Source organism: Micromonospora sagamiensis, from assembly GCF_014680085.1.
GTDB lineage: Bacteria > Actinomycetota > Actinomycetes > Mycobacteriales > Micromonosporaceae > Micromonospora > Micromonospora inyonensis.
On sequence record NZ_AP023438.1, the window covers coordinates 2,753,207 to 2,773,570 of the forward strand.

Annotated in this window: 13 protein-coding genes and 2 pseudogenes; 3 read left to right on the plus strand and 12 right to left on the minus strand. The window is 66.1% G+C overall.

Going from position 1 to position 20,364, the window contains the following annotated elements; translation table 11 throughout:
• Nucleotides 1-236 precede the first annotated feature (236 nt).
• Nucleotides 237-1,703, plus strand: a complete 1,467-nt coding sequence (locus IGA62_RS11840; RefSeq protein WP_145822283.1) for a tyrosine-type recombinase/integrase — start codon at nt 237-239, stop codon at nt 1,701-1,703.
• A gap of 387 nt (nt 1,704-2,090) precedes the next feature.
• Here the strand turns inward: IGA62_RS11840 and IGA62_RS11845 are convergent, their stop codons facing one another.
• The 8 genes from IGA62_RS11845 to IGA62_RS11880 form a co-directional block, all read right to left on the minus strand.
• A complete protein-coding gene (locus IGA62_RS11845; protein ID WP_145821618.1) occupies nt 2,091-3,641 on the minus strand; it encodes a serine/threonine-protein kinase in 1,551 nt (516 codons plus the stop codon).
• Nucleotides 3,642-3,713: 72 nt separating this feature from the next.
• Nucleotides 3,714-4,346 carry a TIGR02391 family protein gene (locus IGA62_RS11850; protein ID WP_186500124.1) on the minus strand — a complete coding sequence of 211 codons (633 nt, stop codon included), beginning with the start codon at nt 4,344-4,346 and terminating at the stop codon, nt 3,714-3,716.
• Between the two features lie 93 nt (nt 4,347-4,439).
• Complete coding sequence (locus IGA62_RS30915) at nt 4,440-4,541, minus strand: TIGR02391 family protein (RefSeq protein WP_198501268.1); 102 nt, start codon at nt 4,539-4,541, stop codon at nt 4,440-4,442.
• Nucleotides 4,542-5,241: 700 nt separating this feature from the next.
• Nucleotides 5,242-7,002 (minus strand): ATP-dependent helicase, encoded by a 1,761-nt coding sequence (locus tag IGA62_RS11860; RefSeq protein ID WP_145821616.1) that lies wholly within the window; start codon nt 7,000-7,002, stop codon nt 5,242-5,244.
• A 6-nt stretch (nt 7,003-7,008) separates the two neighbouring features.
• Nucleotides 7,009-8,943, minus strand: a complete 1,935-nt coding sequence (locus IGA62_RS11865) for an ATP-dependent nuclease (RefSeq protein ID WP_145821615.1) — start codon at nt 8,941-8,943, stop codon at nt 7,009-7,011.
• Nucleotides 8,944-9,224: 281 nt separating this feature from the next.
• The gene (locus IGA62_RS11870) at nt 9,225-9,416 is read right to left on the minus strand and encodes a hypothetical protein (RefSeq protein ID WP_145821614.1); all 192 of its coding nucleotides are present in this window, start codon (nt 9,414-9,416) and stop codon (nt 9,225-9,227) included.
• 552 nt (nt 9,417-9,968) lie between these two features.
• A complete protein-coding gene (locus IGA62_RS11875) occupies nt 9,969-11,114 on the minus strand; it encodes a hypothetical protein (protein WP_198501226.1) in 1,146 nt (381 codons plus the stop codon).
• A complete protein-coding gene (locus tag IGA62_RS11880; RefSeq protein WP_145821613.1) occupies nt 11,074-12,447 on the minus strand; it encodes a DNA cytosine methyltransferase in 1,374 nt (457 codons plus the stop codon). Before IGA62_RS11880 ends, IGA62_RS11875 begins: the two co-directional genes overlap by 41 nt.
• Nucleotides 12,448-12,775: 328 nt before the next feature.
• Between IGA62_RS11880 and IGA62_RS11885 the strand changes: the two genes are divergently transcribed.
• Nucleotides 12,776-14,017, plus strand: a complete 1,242-nt coding sequence (locus IGA62_RS11885) for an IS701 family transposase (protein WP_186500122.1) — start codon at nt 12,776-12,778, stop codon at nt 14,015-14,017.
• 195 nt (nt 14,018-14,212) lie between these two features.
• Here the strand turns inward: IGA62_RS11885 and IGA62_RS11890 are convergent.
• Together IGA62_RS11890 and IGA62_RS11895 are read right to left on the minus strand one after the other, a co-directional pair.
• Nucleotides 14,213-14,846: pseudogene (locus IGA62_RS11890) on the minus strand (IS6 family transposase).
• Nucleotides 14,847-15,116: 270 nt separating this feature from the next.
• The gene (locus tag IGA62_RS11895; RefSeq protein WP_186500120.1) at nt 15,117-17,381 is read right to left on the minus strand and encodes a DUF4365 domain-containing protein; all 2,265 of its coding nucleotides are present in this window, start codon (nt 17,379-17,381) and stop codon (nt 15,117-15,119) included.
• Between the two features lie 260 nt (nt 17,382-17,641).
• Here IGA62_RS11895 and IGA62_RS30020 point away from each other — a divergent pair.
• Nucleotides 17,642-17,823: pseudogene (locus IGA62_RS30020) on the plus strand (LexA family protein); the annotation flags it as partial.
• 497 nt (nt 17,824-18,320) lie between these two features.
• Here IGA62_RS30020 and IGA62_RS11900 read toward each other — a convergent pair.
• Both IGA62_RS11900 and IGA62_RS11905 read right to left on the minus strand, forming a co-directional pair.
• Nucleotides 18,321-19,532: a helix-turn-helix domain-containing protein gene (locus tag IGA62_RS11900; RefSeq protein WP_145821610.1), complete on the minus strand. Its 1,212-nt coding sequence runs from the start codon at nt 19,530-19,532 to the stop codon at nt 18,321-18,323.
• The gene (locus IGA62_RS11905; RefSeq protein WP_145821609.1) at nt 19,529-20,347 is read right to left on the minus strand and encodes a hypothetical protein; all 819 of its coding nucleotides are present in this window, start codon (nt 20,345-20,347) and stop codon (nt 19,529-19,531) included. The genes IGA62_RS11900 and IGA62_RS11905 overlap by 4 nt, the downstream gene beginning before the upstream one ends.
• Nucleotides 20,348-20,364: the final 17 nt, after the last annotated feature.

The window sequence follows — 20,364 nt, forward strand, 5'->3', positions numbered from 1 at the left end:
TCCCTGAGCACGGTCGACGGCCGAGTCCGATTCACCCGGCTCCGGCAGTGTGTGGACCGTCGGAAGGCGCATGTGGCAAGCGCCGGTCGACGGACCCGTACCTGCGGGTGAGCCGGCTTCGGTGGAACAGGTGACTCCACAAGAAGGGCACGGTCATGGCGACGTCAGGTGTGATCTTCAAACGGTGCGGGTGCCGAGAGGACCAAAGGCGGCGATTGGAACAGTCCTGCCCCCGCCTGGGGGAACGTGGCCACGGCACCTGGTACTTCCACTGCTCCACGAATCTGCTCGGCCGGCCAGAACGGGCCCGCCGCAGCGGCTACCCGTCGCAGGCCGCCGCCCGCCGCGCCCGCGACGAATGGCTGACCACCACTGAGGCGGACCGCACCGCGCAGGGCTGGACCGTGGAACGGTGGCTACGGTACTGGCTCAACAACCGCACCAAGATCCGGCCCACCACCCGCTTCCACTACACCCGCGATGTCGACAACGTCCTCATCCCCCACCTCGGGCACTACCGACTCGCCGACCTCGACGCCCGACTCCTACGCACCGTGTTCGCTCAGATCGCCGCCACGACCAACAGCAAGAGCCGACCGCAGTCCCCGTCGGCGATGCAGCACCTGCGTACCACCCTGCGGGCAGCGCTGAACCTCGCCGTCCGCGAAGGGCTGATCGAGTGCAACCCCGGCCGGCACATCGAGGTCAGCGGCTACCAGCAGCCGCACGCGAAGGTGTGGACCGAGGCCCGCGTCGCGCAGTGGGAACGTACCGGCGACCGGCCGGCGGTGGCGGTCTGGACCGCCGACCAACTCGCCGACTTCCTGAGCGGCGTGACCGACGACTCACTGTTCGCGTTCTGGTGGCTCACCGCCCTACGCGGCCTACGCCGAGGCGAGATGTGCGGGCTCCGGTGGACCGACGTCGACCTCGACCAGGGCGTCCTCACGATCGAACGTAACCGCACCACCGCCGGCTACACCATCGTCGAAGGCGATCCGAAGACCCCCGCCGGACGCCGCGCGGTCGCCCTGGACAAACGCACCGTCCAGGTCCTGCGCGCGCACCGCCGCCGCCAACTCGACCAGAGGAGCGAGGCCGCCGCGGATGGCAAGGCGTGGACCGACACCGGGTACGTGTTCGTGCGCGCCGATGGCCTGCCAATCAACCCGAACTACGCCACGACCCGGTTCCGCACACTCGTCCAACGCGCTGGACTACCCCCGGTGCGGTTGCACGACCTGCGGCACGGCGCGGCGTCCCTCGCCCACCAGGCCGGCGCCGACCTGAAGACCCTGCAAGATCTCCTCGGCCACTCCAGCATCGTGACCACCGCCGACACCTACACCAGCGTCCTGCCCGAGGTGCAGCAGCGCTGCGCCGACGCCACCGCCCACCTCGTCCTGGCCGCAGCCCGCCGCACCCGGAAGAAGATCAAGAACAAGGCCCGGAAGAACCGGCCCACCCCACGGCCGAAAACAGGTGCCCCGACCCCGACTAGCCCGGGCGCAGCGCCGAAGCGGCAGGTCAGGACCGTAGGGCGCGAGAAGAACTCGCCAACAGAGCTGGCACCCACATCGCACCCACGTGACACCCACCGTCCACGCAGGACGGACAAGCAAAGGGGCCTGACTGCCATTACGGCAGTTCAGACCCCTTTTGATCTTGTGCGCCCGAAGGGACTCGAACCCCTAACCTTCTGATCCGTAGGATGCGTCGATGGATTTGCGGACGTCGCGTTTCCTGTCGGGTCCGTGTCCGTAGCGGTACGTCCTGCCAGTTCCCCGACGTACGAGCACCCACCGAGCAACCACGATCACCACCCGCACCGCCGCTCGCGGTTCGGGGCCTCGCACAACAGGACCCAGTGATGCTCCTGAAGTCGCCATCGACTCGCTGAACATTTCGAGCGGGGCAGCCCGTGGCTGAGATGGACCAGCGTGGCCAGCAGCCGATCAACGAACTCGAACCGGTGCTTGGCGCCTGCTCCGATCCGGCGGCGGCAGGTACGCGCGGCGAGCCGGTCATGACGCTGCGCCCGGAAACAACGATCATCAATACTCAAGGATCCGCAACCATGCACGAAGTTGCTAGTGCTCATCCTCTTCCAGGAGTGCCTCGATCCCCGCGCGGAGGTTGGGATGGAGTGACCGGACGGTGAAGTTTTCGAGCGACCAGTAGACGGCCGTGAGGTCAGCGTCGCGGAGTCCTTCGAGCGCCGCGAGGGCGGGTTCTGGCTCGCGGATCCCTTGAAGCATCTCCGTGAGGACGTCACGGACGTGCCAGCGGTTGTGGCTTTGGCCGAGTTCGGCCAGGGCGGTGACCGTCTGCCGCAAGACGCCGTGCCCAGCGGTTTCCCGAACAACGCGTTTGCAGACTTCAGCGAGGCCGTCGCAGGCGGCGAAGTTGAACCCTGATGCGGCAACGTGGTCGGTGAAGCGCCGGTAGATGCGCAAAAACGAGTCTTCGTCGTTATCAAGCAGCGCGGCGATCGAGGACGACTTGAGGGAGGGCATCACCGAGGCGAGAGCGTCCATGTCGTCCGAGGAGTTCTCGTCGAGGCGCTCGGCCCAGGTCAGGAAAGTGGCCAGGCTCTCGTAACCGTGTGGGCTTCGGACCAGCTCGCTGAGCCTTTCCGCTGTCTCCTCGGGGGATTCCCATTTCGTCGCGGGCGCTTCGACGGCGTGCTCGACCGCAGTGAGGAAGTCCTTGACGGATTGGTAGCGCCTGCCGGGCGAATGCTCGGTGGCTTTCTCGACCACGGGCCGGAACAGGCTGGCCGGCATCAGGGTGCTCATCGGGATCTCACCGGTGACGAGTTCCTGGAGGATCTTGCCGAGACTGAAGATGTCCGAGCGGTGGTCGGCGTCGCGGGCGCATTTGACCTGTTCCGGGGCCGAGTAGAAGTGCGACCCGAGCCCGTAGCGCATGGTAGAGGTCAAGATTGTGCTCTTGCGCTCGGCCTGGACGGCGAGACCGAAGTCGGAGATCGCCCAGGTGCTCGCGTCGAGGCGCAGGATGTTCTCGGGCTTGAGGTCGCGGTGGAAGATGCCCTTGCCGTGGATGTATTCCAGCCCGCTGCAGATCTGGCGCATCAGATCGAGGATGAGAACAGGCTGGCCGACCAGGTCGTTCAGGCTCGCGCGGAGACTGCCGCGCGCCAGGGGCATCGCATACCAAATCTTGCCGCCGTTGACTTCGCCGTGGCCGAGGATCGGGATGATGTGCGGGTGCTCGAGTTCCCCGTCGAGCATGCGCAGCTCGCGGTTGAACCGTGCGACGGCTTCTGGGTCGCTGGTGACCAAGTCGTCCTTGACGATCTTGACGGCGGCCATCGACGCGACACGGCCGGTCTTCTTCTTGTCGACCGCGCGGAACACGTCCGCGAACCCGCCGCTGTCGATCTTGTCTTCAATGAGGAAGCGGCCGCCGAGCGTCTGCGTCGCGGCGTCAGCGCTGGGCCGGCCCGAACTTGAGCGACGAAGACCTGACCCGTTCCAGGCTTTCACCTCGTCCAGATCCCAAATCGGGCCCTGCGCCAGTTCGCCGATCGGATCCGGGAAATCCGGCCGCTCGCGCAACTTCAGTAGCCGCTGCCGCGACACGTTCAAGATTTCCGCGACCTCGGTCGCCCCGCCCATCCGCACCATCCCACCCCTAAACTGTTGTCGCCACGACAACCATAACACTGATGGTTGTCATGACGGCAATGGTTACTCGGGGATCTTCCTGAGGAGCCGGAGCAGGAGGTCAGCAAGGAGGACAACTTCGACGGCCTCGGTGGCGTCGGTGAAGTCGACGCGGCGGTGGCTGGAAGGGTTCTTGAACAGGCCGAGTGGCACCCTTGAACAGCTCCATCTGGGCGACCGACTCGCCGGGGTCAAGCTCTTCGCGCCAGAGCATCCCGGCGTCCCCGTCGGGGTTCTTAGGCGGGCGGAACGCTTCCTGAACGAGCTGGTGCCGACGAGGCTGTCGGAGAGCCCGGCGCGGCGGCGGACCTGGACCTCGACCTCCTTCATCGCCGTGAACGCGGCGGTCTCGTAGTCCCCGCGCAGGAACTGCGGCCGGGCGGTGAACTCGAGCTCGGCGACAAGGTCTATATCGAGGCGTGCGACGGCGCGCAGCCAGCGGGTGCCCTGGCGAAGGAACTCGTGGCCGCGACGGGTGATCTTGAATCCGTGGTCGGAGTCATCTTCGAAGCTCCAGGCGATCAAGCACTTGGCCTGCAGCCAGCCCCACGCCTCCGCGAGGATCTGGATCACTTCCGGCTCTCCGCGGTGGGGCCCTTGTTGGGCTTCGAGGAGCCAGCTGTGCCAGTTCCAGGAGTGCTGGGCGGAGATCAGCACTCGGAGGGCGAGGGTAGGGCGCGGACTTCGTCGCCCTTGAGCGTCCAGTCCTGCATGATGTCGTCCGTCAGGTCGAGGTAGTTAGGCGCCGGCCTAGTCGAGGCGGCGCATGAAGAGGCTGGCCAGGGCGAGGTATTCGAGGGCTTCCTCCGCGGTGTCGGGTAGGTCGAGGCCGTGGCCCCGGGGGTTGCGGATGGCCTACATGGCGCCGGGGAACAGGAAGCGGCAGTCCATGCGTTCGTCGTCGGGGTTGCGGCCGGATTGCCGGGGCGATGTCGATCTTCGGTTTGTGCCGAAGGCGTGGTTCATCAGGGAGACGCCGGATTCCTGCCGGGCCTGGGGGTGATGACCGCGCCGTTGGTGTCGGGACCAAGGCTCTGGTAGCCGGCGTCGGCGAGGATCTGAACGTCCAGGGGTCACCGCGTTGACACCGCCACGGCCCGGCGGTTCTTACACGGGCGCTGACCACCGGCCACGCCTTCGTGCAGAGCCTCCAGCACGGAGACTACAAAAATAACCATCGACACTTCACCTGCGACCCGGGTGGCCGCCGCGTTCACCGAACTGACGCGAGCGGTCTGACCAGTGCCCGTGCCCGGTTGACGCGGCTTCGTCCCGTCGGCCAACAGCACCGGCGTCGCCGGATCGAGATGACCACGACGTCCTCCGGTGCACTGCGGACCTGAAGATCGATGAGACCCGCCACGACCGCGTCGCGGGTAGCTGCCCGGTCCACCAGCAACGTGCCGTTCGCATCACCAAGGTTGCCGCAGAAGACGCGCGCAGCGCCTTCGCATCGCGGGAGGCCGACGCCAGTCGACGCACCGACTTGGACCGGTAGCGGTTGATACCGATCAAGAGGCCATGGAACTGCCGCGCCGAAGCGGCTGGGGTGTCAGGCTCTCTTGCCCCCGGTGTCTCGGGTGTTGTGGATGACCCTGAATGGCACTGCATCCCGTTGAAGGCAGGACGTCACAGCTGGCACCTGCGTGTCGGCGGTAACCAGGATGAGCAGGCGCTGGGCGCGGGATGCCCCGACGTAAAGCACCCGCCGGCTCTCGCCGGGATTGCCCTCACCCCAGAGCCCGACACCGTCGAGGGAGGTGGCGCGTCTCGGCAGCGGCGGGATCACGACCGCGGTGACCGTTGCCTGGAGGCCCTTGAAGCCGTGGATCGTCGACCAATCGAGCGCATCGGGTTCGTCAACCATGAGGACCGGCCAGGTGTCGCCGTTCGGAGAGCGGAGGCCGCCGACGTTGATCCAGTCGTCCCAACCCAACGCCTTAATGCCGTTGCGCATTTCGGCGCGGAAGGCGCTGGGTGGGCCGCCGAAGGGTGAGGTCCTACTAGCGAGCCGTAGGCAACCGTTCCGGAATGTGCGTGGGGTGAGTCCGACGGAGTCGAGGAACTCGGCGTCGGCGAGCACATGGTCATCGTTGTGGCCGAGCCCGCGGAGGATGCCTTCGATCGTCTGCATGGCCTGGGTCCGGGCCCGGGCGCTGCCGCGGAGATCTTGAAGGGTCGCTGCGGCCTGGGCGAGCTGCACGAGTTTGCCACCGCTCCTGTCGCCCGGCGGTGAGGCGCCGGCGCACTCGCGGGCGTCCTTCTCGGCGTAGGCGAGCACCTTGATTTCGTCGTCAGTGAAGCCCATCGACTCGGCGACCTCGATGATCTTCGAGCGAGCGTGGCCGAACCCGCCCACGGGCAGGACCACGACGGGATACTGGTCGTCCTTCCATCTCCCGAGCGGAATATCGGTGCCGGCGTCGGCGCGCAAGCTGTTAACGACGGCGCAGATCGCCGGGGAGCTTCGGTAGTTGCCGTCGAACCGGGTTCCTTCGGGGACCCGGCCGACGAGGTCTTTGACCTCTTCGATGGTGGAGCCGCGGAAGCCGTAGATGGACTGGTCGAGGTCGCCCACCATGACGGTCTCAATGCCGCAGTCCAGCAGAAAGTTGATGAGGAAGATGTCGCTGCTGTCGCAGTCCTGCACCTCGTCGACGATGACCGACCCGAACCGGGCGCTCATCAGCTGGCCCAGGCGGGCCCGGTTGGTTGGGTCGCTGAGGTAGTGCTCCATCAACACCCGCGTCGCCGCGCAGTCCATCACCCCATTCGCGAGGAACCGGCGAGCCAAGCGCGACGCACTGGTGTTGGCCTTATTCCGCTGCCAGTCCGGGAGGTTGGTCACGGTGCTTCGCTGGGCGTACGGGACATGGTGGTTAACCAGCCGGGCGTTGCCGCCGTCGTGGTCGAAGGCAAACCAGCCGAGCTGAAACTCCAGCGGCACTCCCGCCACCCCGAACGCGGTGCCCTGGACGGTGTGCCACGAGTCCTTGAACGTGGGGACCTGGCCCGTCAGCGCCTTGTACAGGGGCGTGACGATGAACCGGTTGATGAAGCCGTCGATCGTTCCGACGTAGTTCGGGGCCGTGATGAGGTCTGGCCGCTGAGCGCACCGCTGACGCGCCTCGTTGATCGCGGCGTTAGTGAACGACAAAAGGGCGACGCCCTGCCGAGCGGCGACGCCGGGGCGCTGGGTGAAGCGCTCGACGATGCTCTGGGTCTTCCCGGCGCCCGGGCACGCCGGGACGAAGACGCTGCCCGGCTTGTCGATGAGGGCACGCTGAGCCGGCGAGAAGTCGATCTCGTCCATGCCCGCTTACCGCATCGCCGACTGGACGGCCTGGGTGAGGTAGGCGGGGCACTTGAACGTGCCGCCGCTCTGGATCAGCTCGGCGACGTCGTGGGCGAACTCGCCCTTGCCGATGTACCGCTTGGAGGTGCGTAGCTTGCGGTAGAAGACCTCCGCCGGGTTTGTGCTCATCGTGAGCGTACTCCAGAATCTACCCGACCTGGGCTTCTGGCGTTTGAACGCGGTCTCTAGCAGCGGGCCGTTGACCGTGAACGGGTTCATCAGGTCGGCCTCGAGCGTGAACTCGGCGGCGAACACGGCGAGGATCGAGTCGGCGCTCAGCTGGGTGCCGATCTCTTCCAGCCGGTCCTTGCGGCTGAGTGTGACGGCCGGCTCGTCCTCCGTCTTTGGCTCGCCGGCCTTGGGCTCATCGTCGAGGTCGTCGTCCTGGTCGACCTCGCCAGCGACGTCGGGGTCGCCGTCGGTGATGACCACCAGCCGGTCGACGAGCCGAACGCCGTTGACCTGCTGCAGGAGGAGCTTGAGGTACGGGCCGAAGTCGACGCTGCCGATGCTGATAATCGACACGGCCCGGAATTCGCGGCACTTCGCCCCGTAGCTGGGTGCCGTCTTATCGAGAACGCAATGGCGTGCGAGCGGCGGCAGGATGACGGCCTCGGAGACGCCCTCCACAAGGACCACGCGCCGGGTGAACAGCAGCTCGGCGCGGCTCACGTCGAGATACTGGTCGATCTTGCGGCGTTCCTCATCGGTCAGGTCGATGTCGCACAGGGCGATCGCGGCGGTCCCGCGCTGGATGCCCGTCGGCACCACCTCGACCTCGGTGGCCAAGGAATCCTCGGTGATCGCCGGTGTCGGGGTCTCCTGGGTGCGCAGGACCACGATGCTGCGGATGCCCACCGCGCTGGCCAGGTTCGGCGAGTGGGTCGTGGCGACCACCTGGATGCGACCCGCCGGGCCGTCCGTGTCGTCGCGCAGCGACTTGACGGCCTGCTCCTGGAGGTAGTCCAGCAGCACGGCCTGCAGCTGCGGGTGAAGGTGGGCCTCCGGCTCCTCTACGAGGAAGAGCGTGAGCTCGGCGTCCTGGGCGTTGCGCAACTCGATGATGACCGACGCCATGTAGAGCAGGTTGGCGTAGCCGAGGCCCGAGTCCTCGATGTCGGCGAGGTCGACGCCGTGCTCGGCCATCTTTAGGCGCAGGCCACGAGCGAGCCGCTGCAGCCGGACGTCGCGGAAGCTCAGACTGATGACCTGCCCACGGACCGGATCAGTGAGGTCGCTGACGTGCTCCTGCAGCCGCTTTTGGGTGCCGGTGATGACTTCGTGCTCCTCGAGCTTGCGCAGCCCGTCGATCGCCTGGTCGAGAAAGTCCGTTCGGTCGGCCTCGCTCGTCAGGTACTTAATGATGAGCGCCATACGGTTGCCGGTGGCGGAGTCCAGCTCACGCTTTGCGTCGCGCAGCGGCGCCAGGTAGACGTGCCGGATCTGGTCGCGCTTCTCAGGTTCGGCGTCGGGCCCGGCGGCTCGCCCGACCAGATTTCCCAGCTTGGACCGACGCGGTACGTCCACGTTCGGCCGGAACCGGGTCATGTAGTACGCCTTGTTGGTGGCGAGATCGAGCGCGCCGATGTACTGGCCTTGCTGAAACCGCGTCAGACCATCGAACTCCCCGACGATCTCGATCGGCCCATTCGCGCCGGTGGAGATGTCATCGACCTCCAGGTAGCGGACCCGTCGCCCGCTCAGCGGCGTGGTCAGCAGCCGCATTGCGTCGATGACGTTGGACTTGCCGGAATTGTTGTCGCCGACGAGCAGCGTCAGACCGGGCTGAAGCTTGATCTCCACGCCGCGACACGAACGGAAGTTCGTGAGCCGCAGACCGGCGAGGTACATGCCGCTCCCCGTGGTCGGCGCGCTGAGCGTGGTCGGTGCTGTGGACATGCTGGTGAGAACTCCCTGTACCGTGTGAGAATTGGGTTCAGGCTATGAGCTGCGGATTTGTGAGCGGATCAAGCAGTTCGTTGATGAGGCCGCCAAGGACGTGGCGCCGAGGGATCGCCTTGTCGATCGCGACGACCGCCCGGGGATCGTAGTCGTAGATGCTGACCCAGGCTCTGGTGTGATCGATGCCGGTAGAAATAGTCCTCATAGTCGCGTAGCACAGTGCCGGCGTGTTGTTCGTCGTAGAGCAGGACCACAGCGAGAATTACTACCCGTTGGACTCAGCTTTGCTTGGTACAGGTCACTACCACCAGGTCGTCCGGAAGCATCTTGCTGCCGGTCTTCGCTGACTGCTTTGCCACCGTCCAGTTTGCCAGCATCAGAACCAGTGTGTCGTTCTCGTCTTGGCTGCCGTACTGAATGTTTGTGAACCCGAGCTTCCGGAGCGTGTCGTCGGCGACTGCAGCGTTCATACCCTTCAAGTTCGGCAGGACCAGCTTCGTCGGTGTGGGCGGCGCGGTAGGTGCCGGCGGGGCGGGGGCGGTTCTCGCAGCCGGAGCAGTCGCGGTAAGTGCTGACGTCGTCGGCGCTGGTGTGGGTTCCGCAGCAGCGGGAACAGTCGCCGCGACCGCTGCGGCTGTCGGCGAGGACTTCGCCTCTGGTCGAGGCTCATCGCTCACGACCGCGACGATCCCGGTGACGCCAGCACGCGATAAAAATTACCCCAGCGACGATTCCGATGATTGCGCCGATGCCGAGTCTCCGGCGAGGCGGTGCTGCCGGTGGCAGGCCGTGTGTGAACTGCTGTGTGGCCGGTGGCGGTCCCTGCCACGCATCGTTGTTGTCAGGTGATTGGTAAGTCACCCGGTGGAGTGTGGTCGGCGGTGGTTGTCATGCACACCAGCCGATCGGGTGCGTCGCTGTCAGGTAACCGACTTCCGAGGGGCGCAGGGGTCGGGTAGGCGGGGCAAACTTGGTCTCGGGCCTCAGGCCGCGTGATTGTCACCTGCCGACGCAGCAGACCCCTACGCGGTCAGGTTCGTAATCCATCCCTCTAGGGAAGTCAGTCGCCCAGTCTGGATGTGTTTGTAGACGTGCGGGGCGCTCCAGTTCTTGTGGTGGACCGCGTCCTGGTAGGCGACGAGCGGTCCTTGCGGCTGGACGTGGACGACGCTGGTCAGCATGAGGGCGTTCTCGACCCGGACCTCACAGGCGCGCTTCAGCCGTGCTGGGTCGAACTCGTTGGTGACGAGGATGTAGTCGAAGTCTTCGCTTCGGTTCTCTGCCCTGCTGTAGTCGCGGAAGTCAGCCGTGAACTGTTCCTCTCGGTCGGCGCGGACGCTCCACTTCGCGGTGACGAGTGTCCGGCGCCCGTCTGGCTTCCGGATCAGCACGAGATCTACCTTGCGTTCTTTTTGTCCCTTTCGAACGGGATTGAACCCTGGGATCTCGTGCAATACCTGCCGCGTGCGGATGTCGTAGCGTTTGGCTAGCCCGGGGATTCTGCGGAGGATCGCGGCCAGGGTGTCCTCGAATCCCTCGCCAATCAGGTTCTTGCGCTTGTTCTCCTGGTTGATGTGTGTCTGGATGCGCTCGACCAGTGAGCGTTCAACGCTGTCAGGTAGCTTGGCGGGCAGCCACTCCTGTAGGGCGTCGTGGACGATCGCGAGGAGCTTCGGATCCTCGCCGGGCTCGGGGAACCCCTGCCCGGCGTAGGGTGCGCGCTGTTTCTGCACCATGGTCGACTTCGATGCCGCGAGGACGAGGGCGTCGAGGCCTGCGGTGACGTTGCGGAATAGCCAATCAACGTCGTCCTTCAAGGTCGCCGGGGTCGACCCAAGCCGCTCGGCCAACCAGCCATGGAAGGCGAGCGACCGCGGGTACCAATGGCGTCCCGGCTGGCACTTGTCGCTTTCGTAGCAGTGGGCAAGGCCGATGGTCCGGTCGATCCAGAGCAGCAGGCGGTAGGCGTGTTCCCAGGCCTCGCCCGGCTTGATGGGTCCCCTGGTGGCGAAATACTGGTCGAGCAGCCTGTTTCGGTTGGCCGAACCGAAGGCCCGTTCGGTGACGTCAGCAGGTCCATTCTCTGTGAGGAGATCATCGGACAGGGGCGTCGCTGCGGCGGGTTGATTACTGCGTGCTGGGTTCCTTGCTCGCCGTGCTGCGGACAAGTACCGCTACCTCCCGTGCGATGGCTGCTGCCAGTAGCGGAGGGACGGCGTTGCCGACTTGCCGGTAGCGCGAGTGCGCCGGACCCCCGTCGATGCGTCCAGGTATCTTGCCACGGCGCGGGTCGGCTGTGAAGACGAAGTGGTCGGGGAACGACTGGAGCCTGGCGAATTCCCGGACGCTGAGCGCCCGTTCGTGCTGGTAGTGGTAGGCGCAGTCGGCCTTGGTGTTGAGCGTCCATGCCCAAATTTCAGGATGGAGGCGCCGGTACGCGTAGAAGTGGGCGCGGCCCAGCTTGCCGCTGTCGGTACTCGGTCCCCACTTCTGACCGCTGATGTACCTGGCCGTAAGGGCCTCCTCCAAATCGCGGTGGTTCCCGCCTGGGGGAATCCCCTGCAACCGGGTGACCGTGTCCTCGTTGATACGGGGAACGCTGACGTTGTGCAGTGCCTCGCCGAGTTCCTTGCGCATGAGCCGCTGGTAGGCGGACTCAGGCTCCGGAAGGTCGCGCAAGACCGTCTCGTCGTTCCGGCGGCCGGTCTGCAATCCACTCAGGTCGGAAATCGCCTGGGCGGTTGAGACGACGGCGATGTCGTCAGGATCCTCCAGTACTCGCAGCAGGTTGCTAGCCTTGTCCCCGCGTCCCTCTATCGCGTAGTTCCCCTTCGCTAGCCGGGCTAGCGAAAGGTACGAGGTCACCGCCGTGCCCTTCAGTAGTATTGGGGCGGGATTCAACTCACGGCGCCAGCCTAGAAAGACAATCCGCTTTCGTGCCTGGGGAACCCCGAAGTCGGCGGCATCGACGACACGAGGATCCACTGTATAGGCCCCGCCGAGTTCAAGGTCTTCCTTTACCTGCTGGAGCACCCCCATTTGCGCCATGCCCGGCACGTTTTCCATAACGAAGGCGGTCGGTGCTATCTCGTCGACCGCCTTCACGAACTCCCGGTAGAGGGAGTTGCGGGGGTCATCGATGATTCGGGAATGGTTGCGCACCTGAGAGAACGCCTGGCAGGGCGGACCACCAACGACCACGTCAGCACCGCGACCCGCAGCGATGATTCGCTCACGAATGTCCGGCTGCCTGATGTCGCCGCAGATCGTCTCTGCGGCGGGGTAGTTCAGTGCGTACGTGGCACACGCATCCGGGTCTATGTCAGAACCCGCAACAACGACGAACCCTTCCTGCCTGAAGCCCTCGGATAACCCGCCCGCGCCGGCAAATAGGTCGACGACTCGCAAGGGCGCGGCGTCCTCAGCTAGCACATTAGGAGGAACGGTACCTGCCGCATCATTGTCGAAGAATGACGGCTGCACTGCCCGTAGCCGGGTCATCCCGTCTCCCTCCAGGTGCAACGCACCATCCGGCCCGATCCTGGCGGATGACCATACCGTTCACGGTTATGCCACGCCGACCGGGATCTGCATCCCGCCGATCGCCTACCAGACGAGCCCGCGATGTGCCGAGGACGACACACTTAGTGCCGGCGCAGCTACGTCGTACGGCGCCATGCCGACGCGAGTTGCTTGCATAGGGACTGGCCTGCCGCGTTGCATGGACTACTTGCCGACCCTATCCGGCCAGACGCCCAACGGCTAGTAGTGCTTTGTTAGGTCGGCGTGTCGTAGACCTTCTGCATGGCCGGGGTAGTTCGATGGTGCCGTGACCCCTGATCAGCTTTCCGTTGTGCGGCAACGGCTTGAGGCGTTCGCCGCAGATGTGTTCACCCCGCTGGTCCGGTCGGATCAGCGGGCCAAGGGTGAGACGTATCTGCGAGGCCTGTTGTTGGACGGGCGGCGTAAGTCGATGCAGCCGATGGCGGATCGGCTGGGGGTGGATCATCAGGGGTTGCAGCAGTTCGTGACGACCTCGACATGGGACACCACGGCGGTGCGGATGCGGCTGGCCCGCCGGGCGGTCGACGTGATCGAGCCGGTGGCGTGGGTGGTCGACGACACCGGCTTCCCGAAGGACGGCAAGAGTTCACCGGGTGTGGCCAGGCAGTACTCCGGCACCCTCGGTAAGGTCGCGAACTGCCAGATCGGGGTGAGCGTTCACGCCGTCACCGACACCGCGTCGTGCCCTCTGGGCTGGCGGCTGTATCTGCCGACGGTCTGGGACGACGATGCTGTTGACGAGGCCGCCCGACCCGAGGTGGCCACTGCGCGGGCCCGCTGCGGCATCCCTGACGAGGAGCGTCACCGGCCGAAGTGGGCGCTGGTGGTGGAGATGCTCGACGACCTGGCCGGGTACGGGCTGCGTCCACCGCTGCTGGCAGCCGATGCCGGCTACGGGGACAACAGCCAGTTCCGCAGCGCGCTGGACGAGCGTGGGATCGGCTACATCATGCAGGTCAAGGGCGACGCCCTCGCCCACGAACCGGGCGTGCAGCCGGTGCCGCGGGTCTGGTCAGGTCGGGGCCGTCCGCCGACGCGCACCGAGCCGCGCTACCCGAAGACCGCGATCAGCCTGGTCGAACACGTCCACGCCGCCGGACGCGAGGCTGTAGAGACGATCACCTGGCGGGAGGGCTCGAAGGGCCTGATGAGCTCGCAGTTCGTCTTCCTGCGGGTACGCCCGGCCGGGCACCGCGTCGCCCGCGACGCTGACGGTCTCCTGCCCGAGCGGTGGCTGATCGCCCAGTGGCCCGACGACGAGGCCGAGCCGGTCAAGTACTGGCTGTCCAGCCTTCCCGCCACCACCAGCCACACCGACCTGGTCTGCTACGGCAAGATCCGCTGGCGCATCGAACACGACTACCGCGAACTGAAGACCGGCCTCGGGCTGGACCACTTCGAAGGCCGCTCCTGGATCGGCTGGCACCGCCACGTCACCCTCGTCACCGCCGCGCACCTGTTCATCACCGAACTCCGCTCGGACCCAAAAGCGGCTGCGCCGGCCTGACCCTCTACAAGGTCATCCGCGAGTTGCAGCGACTCCTCGCGACCTGGACCGGCGCCTGCACCACCTGCCACCAACCCGTGAAACCGTTACACCGCAACAAACGCCACCGAACCTAACAAAGCACTACTAGGTCCTGTCCGGCGCTGTTGCGCTGGCGGATCGGTGGGCACGCCGAGCCGTGTCAGCGGGCACTGGTCAGATCGCTCGTGCGAGTTCGGTGAACGCGGCGGCTACTCGGGTCGCGGGTGGGGCGCCGGTGGCAAGTTCGTAGTGTCCGCGTCGGAGGTTCTGCATGAAGGCATGGCCGGTGACGATCGGCTGCACGGTGCGGTCGGCGCGTAGCCCGCGCATCGGTCTGAGCCGGTGCTTGATCAGCCTCGATCAGATTAATTGGCATGCCGTTCGACGTAGGTGCCACGCCGACGGGACCAGGTCGTCGAGCACCCTCGGATAGACCGGGTTCGGGTCGGTGACCACCTCGGTAGGCGTGATCTTCAACGTGGTCAGCACTCGGTGGAAGAACCGCCGGGCCGCGTCGGCGTCCCGACGAGGTGAGATGAAAACGTCGATGACCTGCCCGTGCTGGTCGACGGCCCGGCACACGTACCGCCAGACACCGTTGACCCTGACGTAGGTGCCGTCCACGAACCAGCGGGTCACCAGTTGAGTGACGAGCGAACCGGGCGGCCTCAGGCCAGCAGCGGGATAAACCGCTGCACCCACCGGTAGACCCTGACGTGATCCACCTCGACACCGCGCTCGACCAGCAGCTCCTCCACAGGTAGGAGAGGTTGAACCGCAGGTACCAACGGACCGCCGGCACGATCACCTCAGGCGGGCACCGGAACCCGACGAACGCCGCCGACGGCGAGGACCAAGACCGGACGCAGGACGACGACCTCACCGGGCAAGGTGAAGTCGATCATGCTTCTCCCCAACGCAACAGACCGCTGTGGGATCGTAGATCTTCATCGCCGTGGTGCTTCGGCCGCGATGGTTGGCCGGCCCGACGAAGCGCCGCGGCAGAGTGGTGGGCCATCCTCCAGGGTCACCGGTCACGGCTGCATCGATGGGAGAGCGGCGGGGCATCGCGGAGTCGTCACGGTGCCGAATTGTTGAGCCTCTCGAGGCAGGCGAGTGCGTGCGGCTCGTGCGCGAAAAGGCTGGCCAGCGTCGCAGCGGTGACTCTGGTTTGCGGCGTGTTGTCGAAGCGTAGGTGCAGGCCGACCCAGGCGGAGATAATGCCTGGATCGGTAACTTCGGGTCTCAGATGGCGGTATGACGCCCACGCCGCGTCCCACCGGTTCTGGTTGAGTTGAGAGATGATCAACCCCCACGCATAATCATGATTCGTCGGTTCGTCTTTGAGTGCTGCCCGGCAGCATGCCTCTACACCAGCCCAGTCGCTTCGCTTGGCTCTGCGCTCAATGAGCCGGCGATGCAAGGCTCTGCGGTGCTCGGCCGCGAGTTCGCCGGTGGCGAATAAATCCTTGGCGCACTCATCGGCGGCATCGAGGTCGCCCCGGATAGCCAGGATGTTCACCTTCTCCTGGAGCGCCTTCAGCGCCCCGTATCCCGTCCAGGTCTCGTCGCACACGGCGAGGGCCTCGTCGTAGCGTCCCGCCTCACGAAGGATCTCGACCAGCAACTCTCCCGCAGCGGGTGACCAGGCAGACCGTAGCAGTGTGACAGCTCCGTCGAGGTCACCGCTACCAGCGGCGTTGCGGGCGGTGAAAGCGACGCGGTCGGTGTCGTCGAGATTCGCCAACACCGCCACCCGGTCGAGGTCTGTCGCGTCGAGTGCGCCCCTGGAGGCGAGCTGGTTCAGGCAGAGCCTGGCCGCAAGCGCGGTGTCCGCGTTGTCGAGCGCGACACGCCACATGGCGACCGTAGCCGTGGCGGGTTGGCGCGGATCAGCGGCGAGCGCGCGGATCAGTGGCTCGACGGGTGTGCCGCGCATGGCGTCGCCGAACCGGACGGCACGAATTCGGTCGTCCAGGGCGATGCTGGCTTGGGCGCCCACGATCGCGACGATGGGGTCGCCCGCTTCGCGGTCGTTCGCTTGGCCGCCGAATGCGGTGGGCGTGGCCAGCTCGATGACCTCCATGAACGCGCCGACGAGCATCCGCTCCTGCACGAGAAGACGATGTACGGCTTCGCTTGGTCCAGCCCATCGCCGTAGGTCGTCCCGGACGGACGTGGCGAGCGCTATCACCTCCTGCTGGTCACGGAACGGTAGGGCCGTGGCGCCGCGTAGCAGGCGCTCCATGAGCGCCCGTGCCCGGCCGAGCCTTCCACCGATGCTGGTCGGTTGCCGTTTGCAAACGCGGTCATACAAGGCCAGCGCCTGGTCGAAGTCACCCTGGCCGGCAGCGCGCTCCGCGAGGAACAACAGGCAGGTGGGCTCCGCGTCAAGCTCGACGTCGGGCCGATCGCGTAGGAGTTTCTCCAGCAGGTCATCTCTGCCTGATTCATCGGCTTCAAGGACGCAGACGGCGACGTCCATGAGCAGGTTCGTCCCTGCCCGTTGCGGACCCTGGACCGGACGGAGAAGGCCGGCGGCTCGGCTCCTGTCCCCGACAATGATGGCCATCATCGCCGCGATGCCACGCAGCCGCTTTTGGTTGTCCGGGTCCCGTTCGGCCGCCAGCGCGAACGCTTCCATCGCCAAGTCCCGGTGGCCGTGGTCGTTGGCATACGCCCCGACGGTCGCCAGCCGCTCCACCGTAGCGTGAACCCAGCCCCGGCTCGCGACAAGGAGCGGCTCCACGACCGCCCTCGGGTCGTCGCGGCCCCCGCTGAGCATCCGCGCGAGACGCCGCGCGCCCTCGGAGTCGACCCGGCTGAGAGCCGACAGCATCTCCACCGTGGAAGGTGGCAACAGCGGCAGAACCTCCGCGACAGGATCCGGGTTGGCCGAAGGAGCGGCGAACGCGATGTCACGCAGGGTGTCACGCGATGACGCGTCGAGTACGTTCCCGGACGGCACCTCGATCGACCATCCGCAGTCGGTCTCGCGTACCGCGTCGGCGGTGATCTGAACCCAGTATCCGACTCGGGTCTGCGGGTCGACGATGACGAGCACCACGGGCATCAGGTGGGCCAGCCAGTACGTGAGGTGCCGAGGCTCTCCGGTAAAGCGCCACCCGTTCCGCGTCCTCCTTTTGAAGAACGTTGGCCCGCATTTGATCTGAACGGCGATGTAACGGCCGGTGGGGTTTGTCGTCAGACCATCAACCTCGACTTGAGCGTCGATACCCTGATCCGCCTCGCGCTGCTCCCGGAACGCCCAGTTCAAGTTGGTGAACGCGAGTTGCACCTCGGCAACGCCGCGGCGCTCCATCCCGAACGACGACGTCTTCACCCTTGAACCCCATCCACCTCGTCGCCGGCCGTGCGCGCCTGCCCGGCTGTCACCGTTTGCCTCGTCGACTTCACCACCCCGTTCACGCGGGCCGCCCCCGTCACCGTCTCGGTTCCCAGGCCAAGGCCACCATCGCCTCCCGTTCTCGGAGCCGCACATGCCACTTCCACGCGGCTGGGATGGAAGCTCCGCAGCTCAGGTGCCGGTTGGCCCTCCACCCGAACCGAACCATCGCTGGGCCGGCGTTTCGCGTGCCCGGTGAGGTGACTCAGTCCCTACCCGCCGAGCTGGTCGGCCGGGGCACGCTGTTCGCGCTGCGGGTACGCGGCGACTCCATAATCGAAGCGGCCATCGTCGACGGCGACTCGTCCCCCGCAACCCCCACTACCCGGTACTGCCCGGCGATCACGCGACGATCCTCGGCAAGGTCGTCTGCGTCCTGCCCCCCATGATCCCGACGATCACCCCCACAACCTACCGCTGGCAGCACGGTGGCTCGCCTGGGTTTACTGCTCAGCTAGGCCCAGGGCGCCACATCGTGATCTCGTCGTCGAGGTCGCCGCTGCGGATGTCGTTCAGGGCGGCCATGTATCCGACCTCGGTGGCGTCGATGAGCGTTCTCACGATCTCGGTCGGTGTGTCCTGGTAGCCGTAAGCCGACCACACGTTTGGCATCGCCTCGTAGGCCGCCGCACGTCGCCCTCGTCCTTCGCGGTATTGCCGTGCAGGTTCGCCACGGCCTCGGACCAGTCGGTCACATCACGCTCGGAATAGGACACGAAGGACGTATGCGCGAGGTGATACCTGTGTAGGGCTCGCCTGCAGCAACGCACAAGCCCCTACCGCCGCAGCCGAACCGGACTGTTGCCAGGCATTGCTCGCCCGGCCGGCCGCCTGGCGTGAGGGCTGTTCACTCGGACATCCCGAGACTGATTGGCCTCAGATACCGCCATCTATTCTGTGCAAGTTTGGGATTGGCAGACTTACCAGCCCACCTGCAAAACTGTCATGTGCCTCTTTGCCCGATGCATGTCCATCGGCCAGCCTGAACGCGGCGGTGGGGCGGCGTGAGGTTGCCATCTCGAAGAGGAAGGCGGGAACGCGGGCTTGCGCGGCCAGCGTGCGGGCGGGGTAGCCTGCCGATTCGAGGAGGTCGACGCTTTTGGGTAGCAGCGACGGCATCTCGGGGGCCGTTCCTTCACCGGGTTCCTGTCGGCGCCAACCGCGGGACGACAGTGTCACCATGGCTTTCTGGTAGGTCGACTCACTCATGACCCTCAGTTGACGGCACCGCATGAGCAGAGCTTGCAGGCTAACGCCCCAGCGTTCCTTGAGGGCGAACAGCCGCTGCCAGTCCACCCGCGCTGGCAACTCGTCGATGATGCCGGCCGCGGGCATCAGGAACTCGGAGGCGAAGCGGTGCGCTTGGTCCTCGACGAGCTTGCTGCCTGGTTCCGAGTCGGCGTGCATGACGAGGTGGCCGAGCTCGTGAGCCACATCGAATCGCTGCCGGTAGTAATCCTCCTTCACCGGATTGAGCAAGATAATCGGCCGGTCACCCGCCTCGATGGAGAAAGCGTCCACGGCGGCCGTCTGCGGAAGCGAGAAGACCACGAGAACACCCTTGTTCTCCAACAGCCGAACGAGGTGGCCGGCGGGACCTGTCCCCATGCCCCACTCGGTACGAACATCCGCAGCAGCATCCTCCGCTTCTCCAGTGGCCACCACATCCGGCGGCACCGGCCGTCGGGGCACGTCGCGCTGCGGCAGCTCGACGTATTTCTCCAACGAGGTGGCGACGTCCGCGACCAGACACCCGTAGGCGTGTGCCTGGTCGCGGACGAGCTGGGTCGTGGACCTCAAGGACCGGAAGTGCGGCGTAGGGATCGGGGTGTCTGGCGCGTCGGCCGCCATGAAGAACGACGGTTCGACCTTGAGGGTCAATGCGAGTTGCGCCACTGTGGCGGGCGCGGGCCGCTTGGTCCCGTTCTCGTAGCCAGCCACCGCCGTAGGTGTCTTGCCAATACGCTCTGCAAGGCCGTTTTTGCGTAACCCAGCGACCTGCCGGGCCAGGGTTAGCCGTCGGCCGCTGAACAGCCGGGCGGCGTCGGCGAGCCGCGCGGCGGCGGTCGTGGTAGTCGGGCTTCTCATCGCCCTGGTGACTCCACAGCGGTTTCCCTCCCGGCAACGCGGGGCCGCAGCCGCACCGGCGCGTCCGGCACGTCGGCACCACGGGCGGGCCCGGTCGGCGCGGGCGATTGGGGCTTCGCCCCGGAGCCGGAGCCTCCGTCGCCAGCGAGCAGGGACCGTAGCCATACCCACGGCCTGCCGCCTCCGACGTTCAGCCTCGGCTTGCCGACGAACAACTCGGTGGCTCCGCTGTGGGGATCGATGCTATGCGCGAGGACGATATTGACGACGGAGTCACGGGCGTTCGCTTCTAGCAGCTCGCGCAGGGTGATCGTGTCCAGCGCGTGGCCGACGGGCTCGTCGTAGGTGCCAGGCATGACGATCTGGTCGGGGCTGTCGGTACCGGTCTGCGCGGCGATCTTGCGCTTCGTAGGGCTCTTCCGTCCCCACGCGATGTCGTGGACCTTGCCGTGCTCGAAGGAGCTCAGGAACCACCGGTACCGCCCATACCGCCATGCAGGCGAATTGTTGAGGTCGGCGCGCTCTACGCCGGTGAGGACGGGCAGCGTGTCCCGCTCAGCGGGAAGCAGCCCCGCCAGCAGCAGATCCTGGTCCCGGCCATCGTTCGTGGCGATGTACCTCTCCAGCCGGAACACTCGGTCCTGCCGATCAACCAGGAGGGTATGAGCCGCGATACCGAGCACCGTCTGGTTATGACCCGTCTCCGGGTCAAAGTCAGCCCAGGCCCGCGCGTGCGCGGATGTCACCGCCCACCGCAGCCCGTCGACGATCCCGCCATCGGCCATCTCAGCGATGAGCTTCTCATCCTCGGTCACGGCGCGGACTCTACCAT

Bases quoted from the DNA above. Each gene is read 5' to 3' on its own strand.
- IGA62_RS11880 (WP_145821613.1), bottom strand. From the start codon at position 12,447: ATGACCCGGCTACGGGCAGTGCAGCCGTCATTCTTCGACAATGATGCG.
- IGA62_RS11845 (WP_145821618.1), bottom strand. From the start codon at position 3,641: ATGGGCGGGGCGACCGAGGTCGCGGAAATCTTGAACGTGTCGCGGCAG.
- IGA62_RS11865 (WP_145821615.1), bottom strand. From the start codon at position 8,943: ATGTCCACAGCACCGACCACGCTCAGCGCGCCGACCACGGGGAGCGGC.
- IGA62_RS11870 (WP_145821614.1), bottom strand. From the start codon at position 9,416: ATGAACGCTGCAGTCGCCGACGACACGCTCCGGAAGCTCGGGTTCACA.
- IGA62_RS11860 (WP_145821616.1), bottom strand. From the start codon at position 7,002: ATGGACGAGATCGACTTCTCGCCGGCTCAGCGTGCCCTCATCGACAAG.
- IGA62_RS11900 (WP_145821610.1), bottom strand. From the start codon at position 19,532: ATGAGAAGCCCGACTACCACGACCGCCGCCGCGCGGCTCGCCGACGCC.